This window comes from Ruegeria sp. AE4 (assembly GCF_056542185.1).
Genome location: NZ_JBQFZK010000002.1, coordinates 321447 through 348167, shown reverse-complemented (window position 1 = coordinate 348167; position 26721 = coordinate 321447). Strand labels below are relative to the sequence as shown.

Here is a 26721-nt window from a genome sequence, read left to right as displayed (position 1 = left end):
ATACGACTAACGATAGGTGCAGCGTTAATTTCGTTGCCCTCTCTGGCGCACGCCGAACTATCTTCAAGCGTTTTTCCGACCGGTGCTTCAGAAATCGAGAAGATCAAACACTGTGTGGCTGTGAACTATGCCAACGCACTAGCTGGACTAGTTGGTTCGGAGATAGCCAACTTGTCCTCCAAGCCACGCGAATACTACTTTGGCGACACAGTTCAGACCAACCTACCCGCCGACTGGATTCTTGAGGCCATAGGAGGAATGTCGGTTTTAGCAGATGCGCAAAAAGTAGCACTCGGCTGGGAAAAAAACTGGCGAAGCCAAGGCGAAACCTACTGGGCACCAATCAAACTTAACGATGGCGAACCTTACAATGTTCACGAAGGCAGACTTCTCGCTGCCCACACAATTGCATGTGCGGAATTCACGCACGCTATCACTATTAAGTATGGTCGCGGTTTCTACTCGAAAAACACCCAGGAAGTTTCGCTACCTGAGTAACTCCCAACTGGTGAGTGATTAGCTGGGACTGTAGGTTAAATGGGGCAAGTGCATCTGATTGCATAAGAACCTGCTGTACAGGTGTGCTGGTTCGATGGGAAAAGGGGGTTGGCCCTATGGTCAAGTCCCCTGAATAGCACTAGGTTGCCGGGACAGAACAAGACCGGACCTGCCTGATGAGCAAACCCAACGACAACCCCGCTGATCCGTTCAAGAAAGCGCTGGCCGAGGCCACCAAGGTCATGGCTGATGATCCTGAGCTGAACATCTCGTACACGGTCGATCCATCGGGCCTGTCGGGTGAGTCGATGCGGCTGCCGCAGGTGTCTCGGCGTATGACGCGGGAAGAGGTTCTGCTGGCGCGCGGCACGGCGGACGCTTTGGCGTTGCAGCGCCGGTATCATGATGACGCAACCCATGCGCGCTATGCGCCTCCGGGGGATATGGCGCGGGACTTGTACGAGGCGATGGAGACGGCGCGCTGCGAGGCGATGGGCGCGCGGGACATGCCCGGCACTGCCAGCAATATCGACGTCAAGATCGGGCATGAGGCGATCCGGCGCGGATATGACCAGTGCAAGCAGCCTGCCGATGCGCCCTTGTCGGTGGCGGCGGGATATCTGATCCGGCATCTGGCCACCGGGCGCGATCTGCCGCCTGCGGCCGAGAATATCATGAACCTGTGGCGCGGGTTCATCGAGGAACAGGCCGGTGGCGTGTTGGAAAACCTTGATGACGTGCTGTCGGATCAGGCGGAGTTCGCCAAGTTCGCGCGCCAGATGATCAAGGATCTGGGCTATGGCGACCAGCTGGGTGATGACCCCGACGAGTTGGACGACGAGCAGGAGGATCAGGCCGAGGACGACGCCGAGGAACAACCCGATCCCGACAGCACTGGTCAGGATGATCAGGACGATCAGGACGCGGATGCGACGCCTGAGCAGACGCAGGAAGAGCAGCAGGATCAATCTCAGGCGCAGGTCTCGATGGACGAGATGGCCGAGGATGAGCTGGGTGACGAGGCCGAGATGCCTGATGGCGAAGCGCCGCTGGAGCCGCCTGCCCCGCCGCCCGCATCCGAGGCTGATCCGGATTACAAGGTCTATCTGAGCACGCATGATGAAGAGATTGCCGCCGAAGATCTGGCCGAACCTGCGGAACTGGAACGGCTGCGGGCCTATCTGGATCAGCAGCTTGAACCCTTGAAAGGGGCGGTTTCGCGCCTTGCCAACAAGTTGCAGCGCCGGTTGCAGGCGCAGCAGAACCGCAGTTGGGAGTTCGACCGCGAGGAAGGCATTCTGGACGCGGGCCGATTGGCACGAGTGGTCGCGAACCCCACCACTCCGCTGAGTTTCAAGGTCGAAAAAGACACCGAGTTCCGCGACACGGTTGTCACGCTGCTGCTGGACAATTCGGGGTCGATGCGGGGGCGTCCGATTTCGATCGCGGCCATCTGTGCCGATGTTCTGGCGCGGACGCTGGAACGCTGCAATGTGAAGGTCGAGATACTGGGCTTTACCACGCGGGCGTGGAAAGGCGGACAGGCGCGCGAGGCATGGCTGAACGATGGCCGCCCGCAGCAACCTGGCCGTCTGAACGACCTGCGCCACATCATCTACAAGGGCGCCGATGCGCCGTGGCGGCGGGCGCGGCCCAATCTGGGCCTGATGATGAAAGAGGGCCTGCTGAAGGAAAACATCGACGGTGAGGCGCTGGAATGGGCGCATCGCCGGATGATCGCGCGGCGCGAGCAGCGCAAGATTTTGATGGTGATTTCGGATGGGGCTCCGGTTGATGATTCAACCCTGAGCGTGAACCCCGCCAACTATCTGGAAAAGCACCTGCGCGATGTGATTGCCATGGTGGAAAAGCGCAAAATGGTCGAGCTGCTGGCGATTGGCATCGGTCATGATGTGACCCGGTATTACGACCGTGCGGTGACAATCACCGATGTGGAACAGCTGGCCGGTGCGATGACGGAACAACTGGCGGCCCTGTTCGACAGTGATCCGCGCGCGCGGGCGCGGGTGATGGGGATGAAGAAGGTCAGCTAGGCTGGCCTTGCCTCCGGCGGGAGTATTTCCCAAAAGATGAAAAGGCGGCGATTTCGACCGCCCGGCTGAGGGAGGTGTAGTATGTTCCAATCCTTTGAGGTGACCGCGCGGCCCGAGCAGGGGCCGCCGCGTCTGGCTGCGTTGCGCGCAGAGCTGGCGCGCGAAGAGTTGGACGGGTTTCTGATCCCGCGTGCTGATGCGCATCAGGGCGAGTATGTGGCCCCGCGGGATGAGCGTCTGGCCTGGTTGACCGGGTTTACGGGATCGGCCGGGTTCTGTGCTGCGCTGACCGGCATGGCCGGTGTGTTCATCGACGGGCGGTATCGCACGCAGGTCAAGGCGCAGGTCGCGGATGTGTTCACGCCGGTGCCGTGGCCTGATATCAGCCTGAGTACATGGCTGAAAGCGCAGTTGCCCGGTGGTGGTAAGGTGGGCTTTGATCCGTGGTTGCACGCGGCAGGGCAGATCTCGTCCACGCTGGGCGAGCTTGAGGGCGCAGGCATCGAACTGGTGCGCTGCGGCAATCTGGTGGACCGCATTTGGGCGGATCAGCCTGAACCGCCGATGCAGGCCGTCAAGGCGCATCCGATCGAGTTTGCGGGCGAAACCGCTGACAGCAAGATTGCCAGACTGGCCGCAGACCTGCGGCAGGCCGGGCGAAAGGCCGCGGTGATCACGTTGCCGGATTCGATCATGTGGCTGCTGAACGTTCGGGGGTCGGATATCGCTTACAACCCCGTGGCCCACGGGTTTGCGATCCTGCATGACGACGGCCGGGTCGATCTGTTCATGGCTACGGCAAAACTGTTGGACGTGCAGGATCATCTGGACCCGAAGGTGACGGTGCACAACCCCGCGGAGTTTCTGGAGGCGGTGAAAGCGCTGGACGGTGTGGTGCAGGTGGACCTGAACACGGTGCCGCAGATCGTGGCCGACGCGTTGGGTGATGCCATGGTGGATGGCGGCGACCCCTGTGCCCTGCCCAAGGCCTGCAAAAACCCGGCCGAAATCGCGGGCAGCGCCGAGGCGCATTTGCGTGATGCGGTGGCGGTGGTCGAAACTCTGTGCTGGCTGGACGCACAGCCCCCCGGCAGCCTGTCCGAGACGCAGGTGGTCACGCGGCTGGAAGACAACCGCCGCAGGGACAACGTGTTGCAGGATATCTCGTTCGATACCATTGCCGGGACGGGTCCGAACGGCGCGATCATGCATTACCGCGTGACGGACGAGACCGACAGCCGGTTGCAGGACGGTCATCTGCTGGTGCTGGACAGTGGCGGACAATATCTGGATGGCACCACCGATATCACGCGGACGCTTGCCATCGGCTCTGTCGGGGCGGAGGAAAAGACCTGCTTCACCCGCGTGCTGAAGGGCATGATTGCCATGTCGATGCTGCGCTGGCCCGCAGGGCTGGCCGGGCGCGATATCGAATGCGTGGCCCGCACGCCGCTATGGGCGGCGGGGCAGGATTTCAACCATGGTGTCGGACACGGCGTCGGGGCCTATCTGAGCGTGCATGAGGGGCCTCAGCGCCTGTCGAAAGTCAGCCTTGTCCCCTTGCAACCCGGCATGACCCTGTCGAATGAGCCGGGATATTACCGCGAAGGCGCATTTGGCATCCGCATTGAAAACCTTGTGGTGGTGGAAGAAGCCCCGGCCCTGCCTGGTGGCGATGCGGAACGCGCGATGCTGTGCTGGCGCACCCTGACATTTGTGCCAATTGACCGCAGGCTGATCATGGTGGATATGTTGACGCCTGACGAACGCGGCTGGCTGAACGCCTATCATCGCGACGTCGCGGAAAAAATCCGCCCAAGGCTGGGACATGACGCGCAACTGTGGTTGGATGCCGCAACTGCGCCGATCTGACACCCGCCTGTTACATAGAACGGGCAGAGGAGAGGCCCCAATACGTCGACGGAAGGACCAGAGATGACTGAGATCACGATCCAAAAAGCGCCGGGCAAATGGACTGTCCGTTCGGGCGGCGCGATTCTGGGCGAAACGAGCAACGCGCTGGAACTGCACGAAGGCGACAAAGCTCCGGTGATTTACTTTCCGCGCGGCGATGTTGCGATGGCGTTTCTGGACCAGACCGACAAGGTGACGCATTGCGCCGGCAAGGGTGACGCGACGCACTTTTCCATCGTCAACAAATCCTCGGTGACCGAAAACGCGGTCTGGAGCTATGAGGACCCGATTTCCGCCTTGGCCGAGATCAAGGGGTATCTGGCGTTTTATCCGGTAGACTCGGTGAAGGTGGAGCAGATCTAGAGGCGCCGGACAGGGGTTCAGCGGAGGCTTCGGGAACGCTTGTCCCGGTGGCGGGAGCCTTATGAATGTTCCTCGGCCGCGGTGGCTGCAAGGGCCCGGTTGTACGCCTTGAGCGCGTCGACATGGTAGAGCGCGCCAACGGGTGTCTCGGACCCGTCCTGTTCCAGAACGATAACCGGAATGCAGGGTATGTCGTCGCGGTCGAAATAGGGCATCGCGGCCTCAAGCGTGGCGCTGGCCTGAATACACAGGCCCTGTTCGATCAGGGCGCGCGCCTCGTCCGCAGTGATTGAACGGTCATCCCCGATGGGGCGCATCACCGCCCCGGCGCGCAGCATCGCCAGCAGATAAGCCTGCGGCCCGGCGGCCAGGTGGACATCGCGGCGTTCCAGCTGGGTCAGGAAGAACGACCGGTCCACAAGGCGCGACGCCAATGCGGTGGATATGGATACAGTCACCATCACGGCAAGGCCGATCTGCCAGTCTCCGGTCAGTTCAAACACGATCAGAGTGGTCGAGATCGGGGCGCCCAGCACCGCAGCAGCCACGGCGCCCATTCCGGCAAAGGCGTAAAGCGTATGCGTGCCGGACACATCCGGCAGCAGCCCAGTGGCGATCAGTCCGAACGCCAGCCCGGTCAGCGCGCCGATCATCAGGGACGGTGAAAACACCCCGCCCCCCATGCGCCCGCCCATGGTGATCGCCACAGCCACTGTCTTGGTCACCGCAAACAGGATCGCGGTTGTCAAAACCAGATCACCGGTCAGGGCGCGGATCGTGGTTTGGTAGCCGACACCGATGATATGCGGGAACCAGATTGCCATCAGCCCCAGCATCGCGCCGGACACGGCCGGGCGCAGCCAGCCCGGAATGGACAGGCGGTTCTGGATATGGCTGCCGATATCATCAGCAAAGAAGATCGACCGCATCAGCAGCAGCGCGACAAAGCCGCAGATCAGGCCGAGGATCAGGAAGGCGGGAAGTTCGACATAGAATTGCAGCGATCCGGGCGTTTCCAGCGTGAACTCGGTAACGTCGCCATATTCCAACCGGTTGATCACCGTTCCGGCGACCGAGGCGATGACGATCGGGGCAAAGGCATGCACGGCGAAGTGGCGCAGCACGACCTCGAGCGCGAACAGGGCCCCGGCGATGGGGGCGTTGAAGCTGGCTGATACGGCGGCGGCGACAGCACAGCCCAGCAAGTCGCGGCCCGTGATCCCGTCGGCATGGATGCGGTTGCTGACCCAGGTGGAAATCACCCCGGCCATATGCACCACGGGGCCTTCACGGCCCGTTGACCCCCCGGAACTGAGCGTGATCAGCGAGGCAAAGAACGAGGCGATGCCGGCCTTGACCTCGACCCGCCCGTCGGTGATGGCGGATCCTTCGATCACATCAGCGACAGACCTGACGCGCCCGTCATTGGTGAACCGGTTCAGGATCAGGCCCACGACCAGCCCACCGATGATCGGGATGATCAGGATCATGAACCACGGCAGTTTCTCGGCATGGCTGTGCAGCAGCAGAACGTCGTCGGTGTCGTAGAGATAGGCCTGCAACGCGCGGATGGCCTTGCGGAATCCAAGCGCCATGAAACCGGCAGCGATACCGATGACCAGCGCGATGAACCAGAACTGTATCTGGCTTGGTCCCCGGCGCAGCATCACCCGCCACGCATCCCTGATCGCGGCCAGAGCCTGATTGAGCTGGTTGCGCAGAACGGTGCGGGTCGACTGGGTCATTGGCCCTCGGGGATCATCACGTAACCCTTAGTAAGCCACGGAGCATCCTAATAAAAGTGAGATAGCGACAGTGTGAAGCCAATTCGTGCCACGGGTGCATCAGGCTTGCAGCAGAGCCCGGGCGGCGGCGCGGGCCTCGTCCGTGATGGTGTCGCCCGCTACCATGCGCGCAATCTCGTCCACCCGGTCGGGTTGGGCCAGAGGGATGACGGTGGACAGGGTTTGCCCGTCCGTGACCTGTTTCTGCACCCGCCAGTGATGCGCCGCACGGGCGGCGACCTGCGGGGAATGGGTGACAACCAGCACCTGCCCGCCCTGCGCCAATGACGCCAGCCTGCGCCCGACCGCGTCGGCAGTGGCCCCGCCGACACCGCGGTCAATCTCGTCAAAGATCATCGTGCGGGCGCTGTCATCGCCCGACAGGCACACTTTGAGCGCCAACAGGAAGCGGCTGAGTTCACCCCCTGACGCGATCTTGTTCAGCGGCCCGGCAGGCGCGCCCGGGTTGGTGGCCACGGTAAAGGCCACCGCGTCCGTCCCTTCGGGGCCGGGTTCGGCTGGGCTGAGTTCGGTCCGAAACACCGCGCGTTCCATCTTGAGCGGGGCCAGTTCCGCCATGACGGCGGCATCCAGCCGACCGGCAGCCGCCGCGCGGGCCGCGCTGAGGTCGGCGGCGGCATTGTCATAAGCCTTTTGTGCCGCGTCCAAAGCGGCGCGTCTGTCCGCCAGGTCGGCGTCGCCTGCTTCCAACTGGTTGAGGCGGGTGCGCAGAGTGTCGGCAAACGCGCCCAGATCATCCGGGGCCACGTCGTGTTTGCGAGCCAGTGCGCGGATGGCAAACAGGCGTTCCTCGGCCTGTTCCAGTTCCGACGGGTCGAAGTCCAGCGCCTGAAGGCAGGCGTTCACGCCATCCTGCGCCTCGCCCAGTTCAATCATGGCGCGGCCCAGCGCGGCAATCGGTTCGTCCAGCTGACCACCCGCGTTGCCGGACACACCTTCCAGCCAGCGGATAGCGTCGGACATCGCCCCTTCGGCACCGTCCCCGGACAGCAGGGCGTAGGCGCGGGCGACATCATCGCGGATACGCTCGGCCCCCTGCATCATGCGGCGGCGGGCATCAAGTTCGGCATCCTCACCGGGCTGAGGATCAAGCTGATCCAGCTCGGCAACCGCGTGGCGCAGGAAATCTTCCTCACTTCGGACGGCAGCCAGAGCGGCCTCGGTCTCGGCCAGCACCTTGCGGGCGCGTGACATGTCGGTCCAGGCCGCACGAACGGATGTCAGCCGGTCCGAAACCCCGGCGAAATCGTCCAGCATGGCCCGGTGGCCACGCGGGTTCAGCAGCCCGCGGTCATCGTGCTGGCCGTGCAGTTCGATCAGGGTTTCCGACAGCGCCCGCAGCACATCGCCCGAGCAGCGGCGGTCATTGACCCAGGCGGTCTTGCGCCCCTCGGCGGTGTTGATCCGGCGCAGGATCAGCTCATCCCCGCCCGGCAAGCCCGCTTCGGCCAGTATCGCATGTGCGGGATGATCGGCGGAAAGCTCGAACTCGGCCACAACCTCGCCCTGCGCCGCACCCTGCCGCACCAGTTCGGCCCGCCCGCGCCAGCCCAGAACAAACCCCAGCGAATCCAGAAGGATCGACTTGCCCGCGCCGGTTTCGCCGGTCAACGCATTCAGGCCCGGCTGAAAACTGAGTTCCAGCCGGTCGATGATCAGCATGTCGCGGATATCAAGGGCGCGCAGCATCGGGTCTTCAGCGTCCCAAGCCTAATGCCATGGCGATTACAACCACTCACCCTTGATGGTCTGACGATAGATCGTGCTGAGCCAGTTGTTGCCACGGCTCTTGAGCTGGAGCCCGCGTGAGGTCAGCAGCTTGTAGGCATCGTCATACCATTCCGAGGATTGGTAATTGTAGCCAAGGATGGCACCTGCGGTTTGCGCCTCATCCAGCAGGCCGAGGGACAGATAAGCCTCGACCAGACGATAAAGCGCTTCGGCGGTGTGGGATGTGGTCTGGAAATCCTCGACCACGACGCGGAAGCGGTTGATGGCGGCGACAAAGTGATCCTGACGCAGGTAGTATCGCCCGATCTCCATCTCTTTGCCGGCCAGATGGTCAAAGGCCAGATCGAATTTGAGCACTGCCGAGGTGGCATATTCGCTGTCGGGATAAACCTCGATCACGGTGCGCAGCGATTGCAGCGCCTGAAAAGTCAGCCCCTGATCGCGCCCGACCTCGTCAATCTGGTCATAATAGCTGAGCGCCAGCAGATACTGGGCATAGGCCGCGTCTTCGTCCGTTGGATAGAAGTCGATATACCGCTGGGCCGCGGCCCGGCTTTCTTCGTAGTTCTTGTCGGAATGGAAAGAGAACGCCTGCATGATCAGCGCACGCTTGGCCCAGTCGGAATAGGGATACAGACGCTCGACCTCGGAGAAATACCAGGCCGCGTCATCCGAGCGATTCTGCGACAGTTCGTATTCGCCACGGGTGTAGATCTGTTCCGGTGTGAACCCTTCCAGATTCTGATCCCGGTCCGCGCCCTTGTTGCCAAAAAGGCCGCCTGCGTTTCCACATGCCGTCAAAACTGCTGCCAGAAGAACCGCGCCTGCGAATCTGACTGCCGCTTTGCTGCCAACCATACCGCCCATCCTTGTCGTCTTACTTAAGGGGGTTCGCCCCGAATTGAGCCATGGTCTAGCACAGAAAATTCCGGTGCAAAACGCCTTATGCAACATCTGGCGCAAATGTCGTCAGAGTTGATCTGATCAGGCGACTTCGGGAATTTCGTTTACGATCAGGCCCTGCCCCGGCAGGCGTGCGGCCTGTTCCGGCGTGCACAGAACCGGACGCACCGCGCCGGGTGTTTCAAACAGATTGCGCAGCAATGTGTTGGTCAGCGAATGACCCGACTTGTCGCCCGTGAAATGGCCCAGAATCGGCCCGCCTGCCAGATAGAGATCACCCAGAGCATCCAGCATCTTGTGGCGCACGGCTTCGTCGACGCGGCGGAACCCGCCGGGTGTCAGCACCTCGTTGCCCTGCACGACCACGGCGTTATCCAGGGTACCGCCAAGGGCCAGCCCGTTTTCGCGCATGGCTTCGACATCAATGCGGCGGCAGAAGGTGCGGCAATCGCTGAGTTCGCGCGCGAACGACCCGTTGCGCATATCCAGCGTCTTGGTCTGGCTGCCGATTGCGCTGTCTTCGAAATCGATGTGAAAGTCGATGATCAGCCCATCCGCGGGCGCGATGCTTGCGCTGGCGCCTTCCCGCGATGCGGTGACGGTCTTCAGCACCTCATAGGCCAGCACCGGGCTGGCCTGACGGCGCACGCCTCGGGCCATGATACCGCGTACGAAATCGATCGAGGACCCGTCCATGATCGGCACTTCGGGGCCGTCGATTTCAATCAGCGCGTTGTGAACGCCGCACCCGGCCAAAGCAGCCATGATATGTTCGATTGTGGATACCGACACCCCGGCGTCATTGACCAGACGGGTGCAAAGCGGGGTCCGTTCGACCACGTGATAGATTGCCGGGATCATCGCATCGCCCAGATGGATATCCGTCCGTTTGAACCAGATGCCATGACCAGCTGCAGCCGGTTTCAGGATCATGGTCGCAGGCTTGCCGCTGTGCAGCCCGACGCCTTTAAACGTGACCGGAGATTTGAGCGTATGTTGCAAAATGGGCCTCGGCGAGTGGTGTCCAGCCTTCTGGGGCTGTGTTGGACACTCAGTTAAGGAAGCCCGCGTCAAGGCTCAACTCACTCTTTGCAACCGAATGAAACATGTATGTAACAGATCGGCAAAACCCTGCTTACCTATTCGTAAGTCACTGTTTTAAAAAGAATTAGGGCCGCCAAATGGCGACCCCATGAGTGGATTTTGTTACCGCGATCAGTTGGCCTGACGGCGCAGGAAGGCCGGAATTTCGATACGATCCTGATCCGGGTCGGCCTCATCGTGAATCGGTGCCGTGGCCTCGGACTGGCGCAGAACGGGCTGCTGACGCGGCGGTTGGGCCGGTGTGTCAGAGGCGTGCCCGGTCATCCGGTCAATCAGCCGATTGAAGCCAAACCGCGAGCGTTCTTCGGGTTCGTGATGCGAAACCGCCGCGTGTGGGCGGGGTGCTGCGGCGCGCTGAGCTGCCGAGGGAACCTTCTGAACCGCTGCCTGCAAACGCTGGAGCGCTTCGGGCGACGGGGTGCCTGCGACAGGCGCGCGTGGGGCAACAAATGCCTCGGGCGCCGGTTCGACGTGCTCGGGCTGCGGCTCGAATTCGGCGACGCGCGGCTGATAGGCCGGGGGCGGCAGATCGTCCTCATCCCGCTCGTCGAACGGCTGGAACTGCGGCTGGGCGGGCTCTTCCGCGGCTTCAAACAGCGAAGGTTCGCGGTTTTCTTCCATCTGCGGCGCGGGCTCTGCCATTTCGGCGGCTGCGGGCGCTTCTTCGCGACCGTATTCTTCGGCCGAAACGGTGCGGGTCAGCGGCTCGGACATCGAGCGGCGCGCGACCGGAATGTCAGCCGTTTTTTCGGTGGCGTCGATGCCGGTTGCAACAACCGACACGCGCATACCGCCTTCCATGGCGGTATCCAGCGTCGAGCCGACGATGATGTTCGCCTCGGGGTCCACTTCCTCGCGGATGCGGTTGGCGGCTTCGTCCAGTTCGAACAGGGTCAGGTCGTGCGAACCGGTGATGTTGATCAGCACACCTTTGGCGCCCTTGAGGCTGATTTCGTCCAGCAGCGGGTTTGCAATGGCTTTTTCCGCCGCCTGGATGGCGCGGTCTTCGCCGGTTGCCTCGCCGGTGCCCATCATGGCTTTGCCCATCTCGTCCATCACGGCGCGCACATCCGCAAAGTCGAGGTTGATCAGGCCCGGACGCACCATCAGGTCGGTTACGCCTTTGACGCCCTGATACAGGACATCGTCAGCCATCGAGAACGCCTCGGTAAAGGTGGTCTTTTCGTTGGCGAGGCGGAACAGGTTCTGGTTCGGAATGATGATCAGCGTGTCGACGACCCTTTGCAGCGCCTCAACGCCGTCTTCGGCCTGACGCATCCGCTTGGCACCTTCGAACTGGAAGGGCTTGGTCACGACACCCACGGTCAGAACGCCCAGTTCACGCGCGGCCTGCGCGATGATCGGAGCAGCGCCGGTGCCTGTGCCGCCGCCCATGCCTGCGGTGATAAAGCACATATGCGCGCCTGCCAGATGGTCGACGATCTGTTCGATGCTTTCTTCGGCAGCTGCGGCACCCACGGCCGGACGGGCCCCTGCCCCCAGACCTTCGGTGACCTTCACACCCAGTTGAACCCGCGCCGAGGACTGGCTTTGCTGCAGCGCCTGCGCGTCGGTGTTGGCGACGACAAAATCGACGCCGTCCAGCTGTTTTTCAATCATGTTGTTGACAGCGTTACCGCCCGCACCGCCAACGCCAAATACTGTAATCCGAGGCTTCAGTTCGTCTTGCCCGGGCATCGAAAGATTCAATGTCATGCTCTGTCCGCCTGTATTTATGTTCCGCCAAAGCGGTGTTTTTCTTACCTATCCTTGCTCGATTCTAGCGGGCTGATGCGAAAAGGTCACGTCAAAAATCGCGATTCACCACAAAATATGGAGGAAATAAGGCAGAAACCGGCGGCATTTCGCAGGTACTGCCAGATATAGCGGAAACGCCGGCGACCATCACAAGGCAGACGACCCCGGCGCGAGGACTCAGCCGTTCGTCACGCTTTGGTCGACCATCATTTACACTGCGGAAAACTGCTCAGGTCCTGCCGCCAGGCCTCTGCCGGGCCTTGTGGATATCTTGAGGGATAAATCGATGCGCTGCAACCGGATTTTTCAACTGAGCGGTGCACTTGGACAGTTCAGGCTGGTTTCGGTGATGCTGCGCACCTCCTGGATTTCGCTTTCTGCAAACGAGGCCAGACGCACCATCAGACGGCCTTGGTGCAGGAAGGGCCACCAGCAGACGGGAATACCATCCGGATCGTTGTCATAGAGAAAGCAGATCTGACCGTTTGGCGTGGTGATCTGCCCATAGACACAGCCCTGCCCTTCTTGCCGCCAGACCGAGATGTGACGGTTCAGAAATTGCTCGGTCCCGACGAAATAGCCGCTGCGAATCTCATGGAAGGTGAGCGTTTTGCCGACGGCGGCATCCAGAAATGCCTCGGGCGTGATGATGGTCTGGGCCGAAACCCACCCCGGCAACAGGGCCGCACACAAAGCGGCCCTGCACAGGGGGCTACCAATTGTCACGGAACCACCGGACGGCCCGCTTGAACGGGCGCGCGGCGTAAGTGTCGACCGGGATTTCGAAATCCCACCATTCGTCCTGTGGGTGCGCCGCAAACAGGCTGAGCCCCACGGAGGACGAGAACGCCGGACCTGTCGCCGATTGCGGCAGGCCATGCACCCGCAGCGGGCGGCCCAGACGCACGCGTTGACCAAGGATGCGGGTCGCCAGACCGTCCAGCCCCATGATCTGACTGCCGCCACCGGTCAGAACGATCTGCTGGCTTGGCATATGTTCAAACCCGGCCGCATCCAGACGCACGCGGACCTCTTCAAGGATTTCCTCGACGCGCGGGCGCATGATGCCGATCAGCTCGGCCCGGCTGACGGTGCGGCGGTCGTGTTCCCAGTCACCGGTATCGCCACCGATATCGATCATGTCACGGTCATCAGCGCCGGTCGCATGAACGCCGCCATTGAATGTCTTGATCCGTTCCGCCACTGCCGCGGGCACGCCCAGCCCCATCGAGATATCGGCGGTCACGTGATCGCCGCCCATGCGCACGCAATCGGCATAGATCATGTGTTTCTTCATGAAGATCGAAACGCTGGTGGTGCCGCCGCCCATGTCGATACAGGCCGCGCCCAGTTCCTGCTCATCCTCGACCAGCGCCGAAATTCCCGAGACATAGGCCGAGTTCGCAATCCCGGCGAGTTCCAGATCGCAGCGTTTGATACAGCGCACGATGTTCTGGATCGCCATCGCATCGACGGTCAGCATGTGCATATCGACCGCAAGGCTTTGACCCATCTGCCCGCGCGGGTCGATCAGGCCCGAGCGGTTGTCGAGCGCAAAATTGACTGGCTGTGCGTGCAGCACTTCACGCCCGTCGCCGTAATCCGGCACGTCGCAGGCATTCAGAACACGACCCACTTCGGCCTCGGACACCAGTTGGCCATCCAGATCGACCTGCGCGTCCAGCCCGTAAGAGCGCGGGTTGGCCCCCGAGAAACAGGCGATGACGTGATCGACACGGATATCGGCCATCTTCTGCGCCGCTTGCAGGGCGGTGCGGATGGCGCGTTCGGTTTCCTGCATGGCGGTGACTTCGCCAAACTGTACGCCGCGCGAACGTGTCGTTGCGGCGCCGATCACCCGAAACCCCGTCTGCCCCGCCATTGAGCCGATGGTGTTATCTTCACTCAGCCGACCCGATCCGTCAAAACGCAGAACGAGGCAGGCAATCTTGGAACTGCCCACATCCAGAATCGCGATCACACCGCGTTGCAATGCCTGGCGCCGCATCTGACGCATGGCGCGTTGGGACTGATAAAGATCGGTCATCATGCTCGTTACTGCCCGTTACTCATTGTCACTTTTGTATTCCACCAGTCTTCGCTGGCGGCTTTGGTCATTCGAATGGTGGGACGCTGGCCAAGGCGCATGTCGACCACGGCCACGTCGCGTTCCAGAAGGTCCTGCACCTCGTTCACCGCAAGCACGCGTTCCAGCGCGCGCACCGGGCGTTCGGTCGGCAGCATGATGCGCTGGCCACGGTCGAGGACCAGATCCCAGCGTCGTTCACCTACGCGCACCAGCCCGCGCACACGGTTGCCCAGGCTGCGGGCGGTCTGGAAAATCTCGAGCGCCTGCGCCACATGGGCATCCGCACCCGCGCCCGCGATCAAAGGCAGGTCGGCATTGTCCTTGCGAGAGGTGGTTTCCTTGACATGCGCGCCGGTCTCGTCGAGCAGTTCGAGCCCGTCATGCGTCCGCCAGACAATCACGGGCTGACGCTCGACCACGTTGACCTGAAGGATGCCGCCTGGACGGATGCGTACGGTTGCCGATTTCACCGGATCGAGCCCGGTGATCGTGTCGCGCATCTGTTCGACATCCAGATCCCAGGAACTGATCGGAAAATCCAGAGGCACGACCTCGCGAATATCATCGGACAGGCTGGTGCCTGCCCCGTCGATGGCCATCAGGTTGACCATGAACTCGGGGCGTTCCTGAATCGAGGTGCGAATATCGGCGATATAGGTACCAAGCGCTTCGCGCCGGTCCTGAGAGGCAAAATAGACGCCAACTGCTGCGGCAATGGCGCAGATCGGCAGGCCAAGCTTGACGCCCAGACGGATACCCGGTGTCAGCATCCAGCGCTGAAGACGATAGCTGAGGCGCGACGGGGCCGGATCACTGCGGCGTGCGGTGCGGGAAAACACCCGCGCCCCGCGCAGACGCAGAATGGGCTGGGTGTCATGCGGCTCCGTATCGGCCGAGGCAAAATCGGCATCCGGCCCGGCAAGGGGTTTGGTGCGATGGATTTCCAGAGAGCGGCTGGCGATTAACGGTTGCATGAGGCGTCCTCAACCATCCAGGCGCAGAGCTGGCCAAATGTCATGCCCAGATGCGCGGCTTGTTCCGGGGCCAGCGAAGTGGGTGTCATGCCCGGCTGGGTGTTGGTTTCCAACAGAAACAAACCATCAGCACCCGCGCTGTCATCCCAGCGAAAATCGGTGCGGCTAACGCCCCTGCAGCCCAAAGCATCATGCGCGCGCAGGGCATAATCCATGCAGCGATCAAAGATGTCCTGTGGGATATCGGCAGGGACCACGTGCCATGATCCGCCGGGTTTGTACTTGGCGTCATAGTCGTACCAGCCGCCATCGGTCATGATCTCGGTCACGGTCAGGGCGCGGTCGCCCATCACGGTCACGGTCAGCTCGCGTCCGGCCACGTATTTCTCGACCATGATCTGGTCGGGCATATCTTCGGACAGCTGCGGCGGGCCGTTGGCGTTTTCGTGGACGATGTAGATACCGACACTGGACCCTTCGTTATTGGGTTTGGCCACATAGGGCGGTTCCATCACGTGGGCGCGGGTCACCTCGGCCCGTGGAACGATCACGCTGGGAACTACGGGCAGACCCTCGGCCTGATAGACGTCCTTGCTGCGTTGCTTGTCCATGGCAAGGGCCGAGGCCAGAACGCCCGAATGGGTATAGGGAATCCGCATCCATTCCAGCATCCCCTGCACACAGCCATCTTCGCCCCAGCGGCCATGCAAGGCGTTGAAAACCACATCCGGCTGAATATCCAACAGGCGCGCATAGAGGTCGGGACCAGCGTCCAGTTCGACCACTTCAATACCTTCTCCCACAAGGGCGGCCGCGCATTCGCGCCCAGAGCTGAGAGACACCTCGCGTTCCGCCGAGGGGCCACCCATCAATACCGCCACTTTGGGGTTTGTCCTGCTCGACATACCCAATGTGCGCCTCAATGTCCCCGGACCTTATGTGGTGGTCCGTACTGCGTTTATGCCTTTGATCCGTCGCCTGAATTTGCCTGTTTTGGTCTGACGGTCGGGGCTTTATTCTTTTAGCGGATCACCGACCCGCATGATTTCCCACTCTAGCGTGATGCCGCTTGTTTCGTAAACCTTTTTTCGCACCTCTTCACCCAGACCTTCGAGGTCGTCAGCGGTGGCGGTGCCGGTATTGATCAGGAAGTTCGAGTGTTTCGGGCTCATCTGCGCCCCGCCGCGTGTCGCGCCGCGCATTCCCGCATCGTCGATCACTTTCCACGCCTTGAGGTCATGCACGTCATCGGCCTGCCCGGTCGAGGAAAACCCGGCCGGGTTGCGGAAGGTTGATCCGGCGCTGCGGTCTTTGGTGGGTTGGGTTTCGTCACGCTTTTTCAGTTGCGCTTCCATTCTGGCGTGAAGGTCATCGGGATCGCCGGACGGGCCTTCGAACGTGGCCGAAATCAGAACGGCGCCTTCGGGCAGGTCGGACTGGCGATAGCGAAAGTTCAGATCCTCGGGCGTCAGGTCCCGCAGGTCGCCCTGCCGGGTGACAATGGCGGCCTTGCGCAGCACATCCGCTGTGTAGCTGCCATAACAGCCCGCATTCATCCGCACCGCGCCCCCGATCGAGCCGGGGATGGTGCGCAGGAAGGTCAGGTCCACGCCCGCATCCGCCGCCTTGCGCGCAACATGCGCGTCCAGCGCCGCCGCGCCCGCGGTGACGGTATTGCCCTCCACCGAGATGGCGTTGAACCCGCGCCCCAGCCGGATCACAACGGCCCGCAAGCCGCCATCGCGCACGATCAGGTTCGAGCCGACCCCCATCGGAAAAACCGGCACACCATCCGGCAGATCGCGCAGGAAGGCCTGCAAGTCTTCGATATCGGCAGGTTGAAACAGGTAATCCGCCGGCCCACCGACGCGGAGCCATGTGAGGTCAGACAGGTTGCGCGCTTTGGACAGGCGGCCCCGGACGTCGGGAAGTATAGCGGAAAACCGTGTCATGTAGTCGCGCGCACCGCCAGGCTGCGCCCACCGACCCCGCCCATGACTGCGGCAAAAAGGAAGGGAAGAACACCGGCAGTCAACCAGACCAGCGGGCCGAACGCCTTGTCTTCTTCACCCGTTCCGACACCGGCCAGCACGACGATCAGCCCCAGACCAACCGCGGATGTCAGCCCGATCAGCCACAATAGGCTGCGCAGGCCAAGCCAGCGGCCCGCTGTAAACCCGGCAGCGGCACCCAGAACGAAGGAAACAAGCGGCAGATAGGCAAATGTGGCGATTGTCGCCATGACAGACCTCCTGAAGTTGGCCGGTTATTCTTTGGCCGCCTTCATGCCCTGCATTTTCGCCTTTGTCCAACGGGTCAGATAAATCACCGGCCAGCGCAGCACGGACATGCCCATTGCCAGCACCAGCAGCCCGATCCAGGGGCCGTTTTCATAGGTGACATAGCCGACGATGGGAATGCCCACGATGATCAGGATATAGGCGCGCGTCCAGTGGTTGTCGGTGCTGGGGATCAGCGCAAGAACGTTGGCGGCAATGCCCCACAGAGCTGCCAGAGCAATAGACCACGTCATTCTGCGACCTCGCACCCTGTCCATTTGCGCCAGTAATACCGGATGGGGTTGCGGAACATCGACACGAACCCGGCAAATGCCGCGACCGACCAGAACCAGCCGTGGACATATCCAAGCCATACGACCAGCACTGGTGCGCAGACCAACAGGACAAACCCCGGCGGGAATTGCAGCCGCATCGGCAGCATTGCCACGATGGTGGCGCAGATCACCCAAAGCGCTGCAAAGATCATCGAATAGTCCATTCGCCCCTCCGAGGACACGCGACTGTTGCGGTCAGAATATCACACTTTTAAGTTGTGCGACAAACAAATGACGCGTCAAACAGCTTGTTTTCTTTGCAATCTCTCGGGCAGGCCATTGGCCCAGGCGCTGATCGTACCGGCGCCGAGGCAGACGACCATATCGCCGGGACGGGCCTGTTCGCGGACGAGGCGTTCAAGGTCGTCTTCATCCAGCAGCGCGCGGGCGTGGCGGTGGCCGTGACGGATCAGGCCCTGCACCAGATCGTCGCGTGACGCGCCTTCGACCGGGTCTTCGCCAGCGGCAAAAACCTCGGCAATGGCCACGACATCGGCGTCGTTGAAACAGGTGCAGAAATCGTCAAACAGGTTGGACAGGCGCGAATAGCGGTGCGGCTGATGCACGGCGATCACGCGGCCTTCGGTCGCCTGACGGGCGGCCTTGAGAACGGCGGCGATTTCGACCGGGTGGTGGCCGTAATCGTCGATGATGGTGACACCGTCGATTTCTCCGACCTTTGTAAAGCGACGGTTGACGCCGCCGAAATTGGCCAGCGCGTCGCGGATTTCCGCAGCTTTCATACCCAGATGACGGGCGACGGCAGCGGCGGACAGCGCGTTTGAGACGTTGTGATCGCCGGGCATCGGCAGGGTGCAGCCTTCGATCATCTTGTCTTCGTATTGCAGATGGATGTCGAAATGCGCCACGCCACCTTTGTAGGTCAGGTTCACAGCCCGCACATCCGCCTGCGCGTTGAACCCATAGGTTCGCACACGGCGGTCGGTGATGCGGCCGACAAGGGCCTGAACCTCGGCATGATCGGTGCAGCAGACGGCCAGACCGTAGAATGGCAGGTTCGAGACGAATTCGTAAAAGCCGTCGCGCAGCCTGTCGAAATCACCCCAATGCTCCATATGCTCGGGGTCGATATTGGTAACAATGGCGATGGTTGCGGGCAGCCGGTTAAAGGAACCGTCGCTTTCGTCGGCTTCGACCACCATCCATTCGCCCTGCCCCATCCGAGCGTTCGATCCATAGGCGTGGATGATGCCGCCATTGATCACGGTCGGATCGAAATCGCCTGCCACCATCAGTTCGGCCATCATGGTCGTCGTGGTGGTCTTGCCGTGCGTTCCGGCAATGGCAATGTTCGAGCGCAGGCGCATCAGTTCGGCCAGCATGTCGGCGCGGCGGACAACCGGCAGACCTTGGGCGCGGGCTTGGTCCAGCTCCGGGTTGCCCGGTTTGATCGCAGTCGAGACGACCACGACGGCCGCGTTTTCAAGGTTTTCGGCGCGCTGGCCGACGAAAATCTCGGCCCCCAAACTGGCCAGACGGTCAGTGATCTTCGAGGCTTTCAGATCGGAGCCCTGCACCTGATACCCCAGGTTCAGCAGCACCTCGGCGATGCCCGACATACCAATCCCGCCGATGCCCACGAAGTGGATCGGCCCTACGTCCTGCGGCAGTTTGGTTGCTGGGTTCATGTGGTCTCCTTCTGCGCCAGCTGCTCGACCAGAGCGACCAGACGCTGGGTGGCATCGGGCGCCCCGACCGACAGAGCGCCATGGGCCATTTTCTGTGCGGCTTCGGGGTTCGTAAGAACCGTGGTGATTTGCTGTGTCAGCGTGGGAACGTCAAGCGCATTTTCCGGGATCATGATGGCCCCGCCGGCCTGCACCAGCCCGCGCGCGTTGGCGGTCTGATGATCCCCGGCGGCAGCAGCAAACGGAATCAGGATCGAAGGGCGACCGATGACCGAGATATCGGCCACGCTGGACGCGCCCGAGCGCGAGATCACCAGCTGCGCATCCGACATGCGGCGGGGAATGTCATCGAAGAAGGGCTGAACGTCGGCGCGGATACCATGGTCTTGGTAGAATGCGCTGACCCGTTCGCCATCTTCATCCCGCGCCTGATGCGAGACACGGATATGCGCGCGAAGGTCTTCGGGCAGCGCGGCAATCGCACCGGGCACTATATCGCTGAGGATGCGCGCGCCCTGCGAGCCACCCATCACCAGAACCGACATCGGATAGTCACCCGGCGGGATATACCCGGCGGCGGCACGGTCCAGGACCGCGGCACGCACCGGGTTGCCGGTGTGAATGCCATGCGCGCCTTCGGGCAGATCCGTCGGCCAGACGCCGCAGGCCACCTGCGCAACGCGGGTTGCAAACAGCTGGTTCACGCGGCCCAGTACCCCGTTCTGTTCATGGATCATCCGCGGTATTTTCAGCAGGGTCGCGGCGCCCAGCGCCGGGATCGACGGATAACCGCCAAAGCCCACGACAACATCGGGTTTGTCGCGCATCATCTGGAAGATCATGCTGGTGACACCACCAGCGATAATCGGGCCAACCATCGCCTTTGCCGCCAGGCCGCCACGGGCGAAGGTGGCCGAGGACGCCTCGACAATTTCAGTCGAATGGGGAAAGCCACCGGTATAGCGCGCACCGCGCGGGTCGGTGGACAGGCGCACGCGCCAGCCCTTGTGCAGCATCGCCTCGGCCAGCGCCTGAGCGGGAAACATATGGCCCCCGGTGCCGCCAGCCGCAATCAACAGGTAAGGGTTCCCCATTATCCTCGTCCGCGCAGAATATCGCCTAGTTCGCCCTGTGGGCGGGTTCGGGTGAAGGCCAGCAGCATGCCAACGGCAATACCGCCTGCAATCAGGGATGAGCCGCCGTAGCTGACGAACGGCAAAGTCATGCCCTTGGCCGGCAGCAGACGTACCGCAACACCCATGTTGATCATCGCCTGAACGCCAAACATGCAGGCCAGACCGGTACCGGCCAGACGAATGAACATGTCGCGTTCGCGCATCAGCCGCAGCAGCGAGCGCACGACGATCAGCGCGTATAGCGCAATGATGATCATGACAAGGATCAGGCCGTATTCCTCGGCCGCGACGGCGATGATGAAGTCGGTATGGGCATCGGGCAGCGACCATTTCACCTGCCCCTCCCCTACGCCGACGCCGAACAACCCGCCTTCGCGGATGGCGTTGGTTGCATAGCCAAGCTGGGTGGTCGGATCGACCTCTTGATTCAGAAAGCCGTCGATGCGGCGGGCAAAGTGTTCGGAATTCGAATAGGCCAACATCCCGCCCAGAACGACAACACCGGCCATGCCCAGCAACAGCAGCATCGGGGCCCCGGCCACGAAATACATGACGCCCCAGCCGAACAGGATCAGGCAGGCCTGACCGAAATCGGGTTGCATCACCAACATGGCCACGATGGCCATGCAGAGCGCAAAGGACCACAACCGCCCCGGAGGGCCATTGATTTCCTGTGAGGCGGCCAGCAGCCAAGCGGCCACGACGACAAAGCCGGGTTTCAGAAACTCGGACGGTTGCAGCGAGGCAAAGCCCAGCGAATACCAACGCACCGCACCCTTGCCGAAATCCGTTCCAAACACCGGCAGGAAGACCAGAGCGACGAAGGCCCCCAGAAAACCCAGAACGGCCAGACGCCGCACCAAGGTTGGAGACATCATCGAGGTCAGCAGCATCGCGATCAGCGCCAATCCGCCGAACACGGCCTGACGCTCGACATAATGGAAGGGATCGAACCCGTTGCGACCGGCCAGTGGCGGTGAAGAGGCCAGCCCCAGCAACAACCCGATGGTAAACAGGATCAGAACGCAGGACATCGTCCAGCGATCGATAGTACGCCACCATTTCGGTAGAATCGGTTCTCCGCGCTGGTCCTGGACCGCGCCATACACCATCTCAGTCATGAGATACCGCCACTCTCTGCCTCGTTAACGCCCCGTTTTCGGGATCTGGCTGAGAGTCTACATGCAATTTGGCGATCAGGCCAGCCTGTTCAGGAGCAAATCGGGATTTCCCGCCCAAGACCCGCGCCGCACGCCCGGATCGCCGGTCAGCCGTTTTACGACGGCCACCGGACGGGAGGAGGTGGGCATCAGACCTTGCTTAGCAGCAGCGGCACATCCAGCAACCCCGCCACACCGAACAGTTCGGCCCTGGGGGGCGGCGTGTAACCGTTGATCGCGTCAGCTTGCAGGGTTCCTGCGGCAGAGGACCAATACCAGTGGGTGTTGTCGAAACGCGTTGCAGATGTTTCGAGGTTCTTGAAGATGGCTTTGATCTGCACCCCATTGAGAACATTGGGCGACTTTCGCTGCATCATCGCTATTGCCCCGGCAACAAGGGCCGAAGCCCCCGAAGTGCCGCCGAATTCAGTATACAGCCCGGCAGGATCGTCCACCGCCTTTTTTCGGGTTTTGACCGCCGCGGCAAGGCTGCCTTCGACATAGCCCCGCGGGCCCGGCACATCCAAGGTCACCAACCGTTGAGGCGCGAATTCGACAATCGGGATCGCGTCGCCGCTGCCGTCGCGTTTCAGGTGATGTTTCGGGTTTTCCAGATGGAAGTCAGTGGCCGAGGCTGCATCACGGTCCAGACGAATTTGATAGCGGTTGTAGATCTCACCGTCATCCGAGGGGGCGGACACGGTCAGATCAGCAGAGTGGTTTGAATACCCGGACCGGGTGCCATTATAGTTGACGGCCCCCACCGAGATGATCCCGTTGGTTGGATCACCGGACAGGCTGGCAGGGTAAATCAGTTCACTTCGACCGTCATTGCCAGCCGCGCAGACCACCGGAATTCTCGTGCTGACCCATTTGATGATCTTGTCCAGCGCCGACCATGCCACCGAGATGTCGCGCGCGTCGCCGTCGGGTTCGTCGCGCCTCGTCTCGTGCAGGCGTGTCTTTTCGTGCGAGTCCAGACCCGGATAGAACGGCTCGGTGCCAGTGGCAGGGCGAAATCGATATCCCGGCCAGTGGTCCGGGTTCGCGGCATCGCGCGGAAACAGGATGACATGCGCGCCTTTGTGGAGGGCATAAAGAAACGCCGCAATCAATTCTTCCGGGCTGGGCGAGATAGACGTCGTGATCGGAATAATCCTGCTTTTGGGATCAACCCCATAATACGCCGCGATATTGCCGGTATTGCCGAATTGGTCGGTTGCAAAGCTGGTTCCGCAGGCCAGCCCGGCACAGCTGGTGCCGTGCCCGGCATAGCGATCGTCATAGGCATCGATGTAACGCTTGACGCCAAAACCCGACCTCAGCCCGGCAATCACCCGCCGTTCCTGAGAGGTCAGGCCCGGAATGCCCAAGGGGTCCTGAATGCCCGACAGATGTTGTACCTGCTCTTCGATATGCTCGGCCCCTGCCCCAACGGCAGACCGGTCGATGTATTTGACGCCGAATGGGTGGCTGGCCAGATCAAGGGCGTCGTCCCGAATGACCCTGTCCGCCGGAACCGGTCCGATATCCGGCGCTTTCAGGTTCGGGTGATGCGGGGCCACGCCCATGTCGATCAGGGCGATTTTCGCCTCGTCCAGAGCAGGACCTGTGAAATCCCAGATCGCGATATCGATTTCCGGGCAGGTCTCTCCGTCGGCGGGTGGGGGCGCCTTGACGGTCAAGGCTTTGATCGCGACCAGATGCCAGAGATAGTAATAGCGTGCGTAGTCTTCGTTTCCTGCGGTCATTTCGTCACCTCGCGTTGATCCTTAGCCCAGCCATTCGTCTTGTGCTTCGTCCATCAGTTCGTCCAGAACCTCGGTCAGGTAAGCCACGGTTTTTCTGGCCAGACTTCGCCCGGCGGCTGTGTCGCTTGGGTAATGCAGACCGGCCCATTCGCGGTTTTCAGCAATCCGCTGGGCGCGGTGGAACAAAGCGACAGTGCCCGGATGTTCGGGGATCAGCCGCGAGAACAGTTCGGCAATCGCGAAAGATTGGTAGGAGTGGTTCGAGGGGTAAGCCGCATGAAAAGGCACCGGAAGGAAGGGCCGGATCAGCGGCTGGATGATATTGGGTCTGGGCCGGCTGAAGCGGTTCTTGTAGGTCAGGCCGATTTCATTCGTCAATTCCAGCAGGATCGTCATCAGCGCGCGGGTCGCATCAAAGCCGCCCTTCTCGTCAATGCCCAGCGGACTGAGATATTCATCAATGCCAAAGCCTGCCTGCGTCACGATTTCCTCGCGCCGCGTCGCCTGATTTGACCACTTGAGCCGCCCTTGCAGGATCAGCAGGTATTCGGTTTCCTTCATGCTTTCGTCAGGGCCCGGCGGCGGCAGAAGATCGATGTTTTCCCAGATTTTGCCCAGCAGTCCGGATGCGGGCAGCATACCGATCCGGCACAGATCGCGCATCTCGCGCCAGCCGAAGGAAGCATCGCTGCCGCCGACGTCAAAATCGCTGCGGTTCCGGTTACGATTGCGATTTCTGTTTCGGTTCCGGTTTCTGTTCCGATTGCGGTTTCTGTTGCGGTTCCGGTTCAGTGCGAATGCCGAAGATGCGCTCATCGCGACGGACGCCGCGCCGAGGGCAGAGCGTTTCCCGATCTCTTCGTCTTTCGCACCTTTTACACGGCTGTCAGACCTGAAGGGGTCGATGAATTCTTCGTTCTGCATGAACGCGGTAAGCTCGCGCAGTTTTCCATCATCCAGCAACTCGGGATCCAGATCATGAATGGCATTGAGGTAATCGATGAAGCTTTCCCTCTGCGCGTCGTAAATGAAATTGTCCAACGCCTTTCGATTGTCCCCCGGTGAGGCACCGAGACCACCGGTTCCGGCAAGGTTCATCAATTTCACCACCTTGCAAGAAATCAGCTCTCCACGTCGGGCCATCATGCCAAAATCATTGAGCGTGGACACGTAAGACATAAGTAAACCCCCTACTTTTTCCCCTACTTCAAGCGTGTTGCGGCAATCCGATCCGGGACAGGCCGCTTTCCATCAGTTGCGCGCTGAACCGTGTTGGCACCGGGAACCGGTCCTGCTGGATGCAGGCCAGCGACATGTCCGGTTCCAGATTGGTCAGCCGCTGCAAGGCGAACTCGCCTCGCTGCCGGTCACCTGCGTGCCCGTAAGCCGCAGCCAGATAGCGCATGACGGTTTTGAACTGCGGCTGAACCTCCATCACGGATTCGCCGAACCTGATGGATTTCTCGAACTCGCCATTGACCAGCGCGGCGACACATCCTGCCCCGTCAAACAGGTGCCGGTACGGGCTGTGCCGTCCGATAAGCCGTGCCTTCTGCGCGGCTTCCACCGCCAGCGCGGGGCGATCCGTGTAGCAATAGAGCATGGCTGCTGAATCCCAACTCATCGCCCGATAAGGGCTGAGCTCGAGCGCGCGGTCGACCAGATCCTGCGCCACCGAAAACTCTCGGAACACGTAGGAATGCACGTGGGCGACAAGGCCCAGAACAGTGCCGTTATCCGGGTCAGCCTCGACCGCGCGGCGGGCCAGATCGCGCGCCTGCGCTTCCAGCGCGGCATCCCAGGTACCGTACCGTTCGCCGACCTTGAAGGTCGTGACATAGGCCAGCCACGCCAGATAGACCGGCTTGGGATCAAGCTCGTAAGCCGCCAGAATATCGGCCTCGAGTTGGTCCAGCCCCGGCCCGGTCATGGTCAGCAGGTGATGCACGGCGGCAACGGCAGTTTTCGCCGCGTGATGGGCGGCCGAGTCGCGCATGTGACGCCCGTTCAGCAAGGCCGTCAGCAAGGCGTCGGTGGCATAACTGATGAACGACGTCAGCCCAGAGCAGTTTTGACCCAGAAAGTCACCTTGATCGGCCACTACATTCTGGCTCCAGATCACTTTCCTGTCTTCCGACCGCATTGCTGTGGCGGACACTTGCAACATGCTGCCACAGGTCGAGGCGCGGCATTGCAGGAACAGGTCAGGCCCTGCCGACAAAGGTTCCTGCGGGAACGCAATCTGCGGCACCCGGTAATCCTGAACCTCAAGCGCTTCGGTTTCGGTAAGGGATTTGGACAGCTGTTCCGCAACGATGTTGGACACGAATGCCGCGGTTTCGGAACCACCCCCTACATCCGGAGACAACAGACCGATCACGAAATTCGGGCGCGGTAAGGTGAACGACAGCTGTTCTGACCGGAAAGCCGTTGGGTTGGCGGGAACAGGAACCGGCTGTTCTTTTCCGTCCTTCTCATATGGAACGTCGATTGTTGCGCGGGCTACTTTGAACAGCTCGAGCGAGGCACCGATATTCTTGAGATTGGGCCGCCCGATCGAGTTGAACAGGAAATCCTGCCGCCCGCGCAGCGCATTGCGCACAACGCTTGAGACCAGAACCTCGCCGGATGAGCCGACGCTTTCGATCCGGGCCGCCGTATTCACAGCGTCACCGATGATCTGCTGGTCAACCTCGAACGTGTCGCCCAGATGTATCCCAATTCGATACCCTTTGGCGTAGCGGTCGGGGGCATGGGTCAGGACATCCTGCACCCCCAGCGCAGTTTCGACGGCGGCACGCGCACTTGGAAAGACGGCGCATAGCCCGTCACCGGTCAGGCCGGTCACCCGGCCCCGAAAGCTGTTAACCAGATCGCTGACGCAGTTCAGATCGCGGCGGATTCTGGCCAGCGTTTCAAGCTCGGCCTCGCGGACGGCGGCAGAGTAATCACATGCATCAAGGAACAGGATCGCCCTGAGCCGCGCCTTGGGAAGGTCGCTTGGATTGTTCAAATTCAGAGTAATACCCATGATCGTGTCTCGGAACTCTTTAACTTGTTGAAATGTGCCACCCCGAAAACAGGCGGGCTGGCACGCATCAGAGGCGTGTTGTGATTGCAGATGCAGCCGACGGGTGTGAATGGCGCTGCATTGCGCGGGACGGGCCACGGGCCTGAATGGAAATCACGAGGCATTAATCGGCCCGCTGATGAGATTT

Annotated in this window: 23 protein-coding genes; 4 read left to right on the top strand and 19 right to left on the bottom strand. The window is 61.5% G+C overall.

What is annotated here, in order from left to right:
* Nucleotides 1–33 precede the first annotated feature (33 nt).
* The 4 genes from ACR0EK_RS05955 (at nucleotide 34) to ACR0EK_RS05940 (ending at nucleotide 4829) form a co-directional block, all read left to right on the top strand.
* Nucleotides 34–498, top strand: coding sequence for a hypothetical protein (locus ACR0EK_RS05955; RefSeq protein ID WP_480967657.1), 465 nt, complete (start codon nucleotides 34–36; stop codon nucleotides 496–498).
* A gap of 176 nt (nucleotides 499–674) precedes the next feature.
* Nucleotides 675–2552 (top strand): cobaltochelatase subunit CobT, encoded by a 1878-nt coding sequence (cobT, locus tag ACR0EK_RS05950; protein WP_480773202.1) that lies wholly within the window; start codon nucleotides 675–677, stop codon nucleotides 2550–2552.
* Nucleotides 2553–2633: 81 nt separating this feature from the next.
* Nucleotides 2634–4424, top strand: coding sequence for an aminopeptidase P family protein (locus ACR0EK_RS05945; RefSeq protein ID WP_480967656.1), 1791 nt, complete (start codon nucleotides 2634–2636; stop codon nucleotides 4422–4424).
* 63 nt (nucleotides 4425–4487) lie between these two features.
* Nucleotides 4488–4829 (top strand): DUF427 domain-containing protein, encoded by a 342-nt coding sequence (locus ACR0EK_RS05940; protein WP_480486277.1) that lies wholly within the window; start codon nucleotides 4488–4490, stop codon nucleotides 4827–4829.
* A 59-nt stretch (nucleotides 4830–4888) separates the two neighbouring features.
* On the opposite strand, the gene ACR0EK_RS05935 is transcribed toward ACR0EK_RS05940, so the two are convergent.
* The 19 genes from ACR0EK_RS05935 to ACR0EK_RS05845 form a co-directional block, all read right to left on the bottom strand.
* Nucleotides 4889–6574 (bottom strand): chloride channel protein, encoded by a 1686-nt coding sequence (locus tag ACR0EK_RS05935; protein WP_480899046.1) that lies wholly within the window; start codon nucleotides 6572–6574, stop codon nucleotides 4889–4891.
* A gap of 99 nt (nucleotides 6575–6673) precedes the next feature.
* Nucleotides 6674–8323 (bottom strand): DNA repair protein RecN, encoded by a 1650-nt coding sequence (gene recN, locus ACR0EK_RS05930; RefSeq protein ID WP_480899047.1) that lies wholly within the window; start codon nucleotides 8321–8323, stop codon nucleotides 6674–6676.
* 36 nt (nucleotides 8324–8359) lie between these two features.
* Entirely contained in the window at nucleotides 8360–9223 is an 864-nt protein-coding gene (locus ACR0EK_RS05925; RefSeq protein ID WP_267363885.1) for an outer membrane protein assembly factor BamD, read from the bottom strand.
* 126 nt (nucleotides 9224–9349) lie between these two features.
* Nucleotides 9350–10270, bottom strand: a complete 921-nt coding sequence (lpxC, locus tag ACR0EK_RS05920) for a UDP-3-O-acyl-N-acetylglucosamine deacetylase (protein ID WP_480899049.1) — start codon at nucleotides 10268–10270, stop codon at nucleotides 9350–9352.
* 213 nt (nucleotides 10271–10483) lie between these two features.
* Nucleotides 10484–12088 carry a cell division protein FtsZ gene (gene ftsZ / locus ACR0EK_RS05915; protein WP_480967655.1) on the bottom strand — a complete coding sequence of 535 codons (1605 nt, stop codon included), beginning with the start codon at nucleotides 12086–12088 and terminating at the stop codon, nucleotides 10484–10486.
* Nucleotides 12089–12436: 348 nt separating this feature from the next.
* A complete protein-coding gene (locus ACR0EK_RS05910) occupies nucleotides 12437–12856 on the bottom strand; it encodes a hypothetical protein (RefSeq protein WP_480583053.1) in 420 nt (139 codons plus the stop codon).
* On the bottom strand, nucleotides 12843–14177 hold the full coding sequence (gene ftsA / locus ACR0EK_RS05905; RefSeq protein ID WP_209504922.1) for a cell division protein FtsA: 1335 nt from the start codon (nucleotides 14175–14177) through the stop codon (nucleotides 12843–12845). Before ftsA ends, ACR0EK_RS05910 begins: the two co-directional genes overlap by 14 nt.
* 8 nt (nucleotides 14178–14185) lie before the next feature.
* Nucleotides 14186–15193, bottom strand: coding sequence for a cell division protein FtsQ/DivIB (locus ACR0EK_RS05900; RefSeq protein ID WP_480967654.1), 1008 nt, complete (start codon nucleotides 15191–15193; stop codon nucleotides 14186–14188).
* Nucleotides 15181–16098, bottom strand: a complete 918-nt coding sequence (locus ACR0EK_RS05895) for a D-alanine--D-alanine ligase (RefSeq protein WP_245222549.1) — start codon at nucleotides 16096–16098, stop codon at nucleotides 15181–15183. Before ACR0EK_RS05895 ends, ACR0EK_RS05900 begins: the two co-directional genes overlap by 13 nt.
* Nucleotides 16099–16206: 108 nt before the next feature.
* Nucleotides 16207–17145 (bottom strand): UDP-N-acetylmuramate dehydrogenase, encoded by a 939-nt coding sequence (gene murB, locus ACR0EK_RS05890; RefSeq protein ID WP_480899053.1) that lies wholly within the window; start codon nucleotides 17143–17145, stop codon nucleotides 16207–16209.
* Entirely contained in the window at nucleotides 17142–17435 is a 294-nt protein-coding gene (locus ACR0EK_RS05885; protein WP_480899054.1) for a hypothetical protein, read from the bottom strand. The genes murB and ACR0EK_RS05885 overlap by 4 nt, the downstream gene beginning before the upstream one ends.
* A 24-nt stretch (nucleotides 17436–17459) precedes the next feature.
* Entirely contained in the window at nucleotides 17460–17726 is a 267-nt protein-coding gene (locus tag ACR0EK_RS05880; protein ID WP_209597784.1) for a DUF2484 family protein, read from the bottom strand.
* Nucleotides 17723–17971 carry a DUF2484 family protein gene (locus ACR0EK_RS05875; RefSeq protein WP_480899056.1) on the bottom strand — a complete coding sequence of 83 codons (249 nt, stop codon included), beginning with the start codon at nucleotides 17969–17971 and terminating at the stop codon, nucleotides 17723–17725. Before ACR0EK_RS05875 ends, ACR0EK_RS05880 begins: the two co-directional genes overlap by 4 nt.
* 75 nt (nucleotides 17972–18046) lie before the next feature.
* On the bottom strand, nucleotides 18047–19456 hold the full coding sequence (gene murC, locus ACR0EK_RS05870; protein ID WP_480506258.1) for a UDP-N-acetylmuramate--L-alanine ligase: 1410 nt from the start codon (nucleotides 19454–19456) through the stop codon (nucleotides 18047–18049).
* Nucleotides 19453–20550, bottom strand: coding sequence for a UDP-N-acetylglucosamine--N-acetylmuramyl-(pentapeptide) pyrophosphoryl-undecaprenol N-acetylglucosamine transferase (locus ACR0EK_RS05865; protein ID WP_480899058.1), 1098 nt, complete (start codon nucleotides 20548–20550; stop codon nucleotides 19453–19455). The genes murC and ACR0EK_RS05865 overlap by 4 nt, the downstream gene beginning before the upstream one ends.
* Nucleotides 20550–21713: a putative lipid II flippase FtsW gene (gene ftsW / locus ACR0EK_RS05860; protein ID WP_480899060.1), complete on the bottom strand. Its 1164-nt coding sequence runs from the start codon at nucleotides 21711–21713 to the stop codon at nucleotides 20550–20552. Before ftsW ends, ACR0EK_RS05865 begins: the two co-directional genes overlap by 1 nt.
* A gap of 188 nt (nucleotides 21714–21901) precedes the next feature.
* The gene (locus ACR0EK_RS05855) at nucleotides 21902–23503 is read right to left on the bottom strand and encodes a S8 family serine peptidase (protein ID WP_480899061.1); all 1602 of its coding nucleotides are present in this window, start codon (nucleotides 23501–23503) and stop codon (nucleotides 21902–21904) included.
* Between the two features lie 21 nt (nucleotides 23504–23524).
* Nucleotides 23525–24682, bottom strand: coding sequence for a phosphatase PAP2 family protein (locus ACR0EK_RS05850; protein ID WP_480899063.1), 1158 nt, complete (start codon nucleotides 24680–24682; stop codon nucleotides 23525–23527).
* Between the two features lie 28 nt (nucleotides 24683–24710).
* On the bottom strand, nucleotides 24711–26534 hold the full coding sequence (locus tag ACR0EK_RS05845) for an adenylate/guanylate cyclase domain-containing protein (RefSeq protein ID WP_480899065.1): 1824 nt from the start codon (nucleotides 26532–26534) through the stop codon (nucleotides 24711–24713).
* Between the last annotated feature and the right edge of the window lie 187 nt (nucleotides 26535–26721).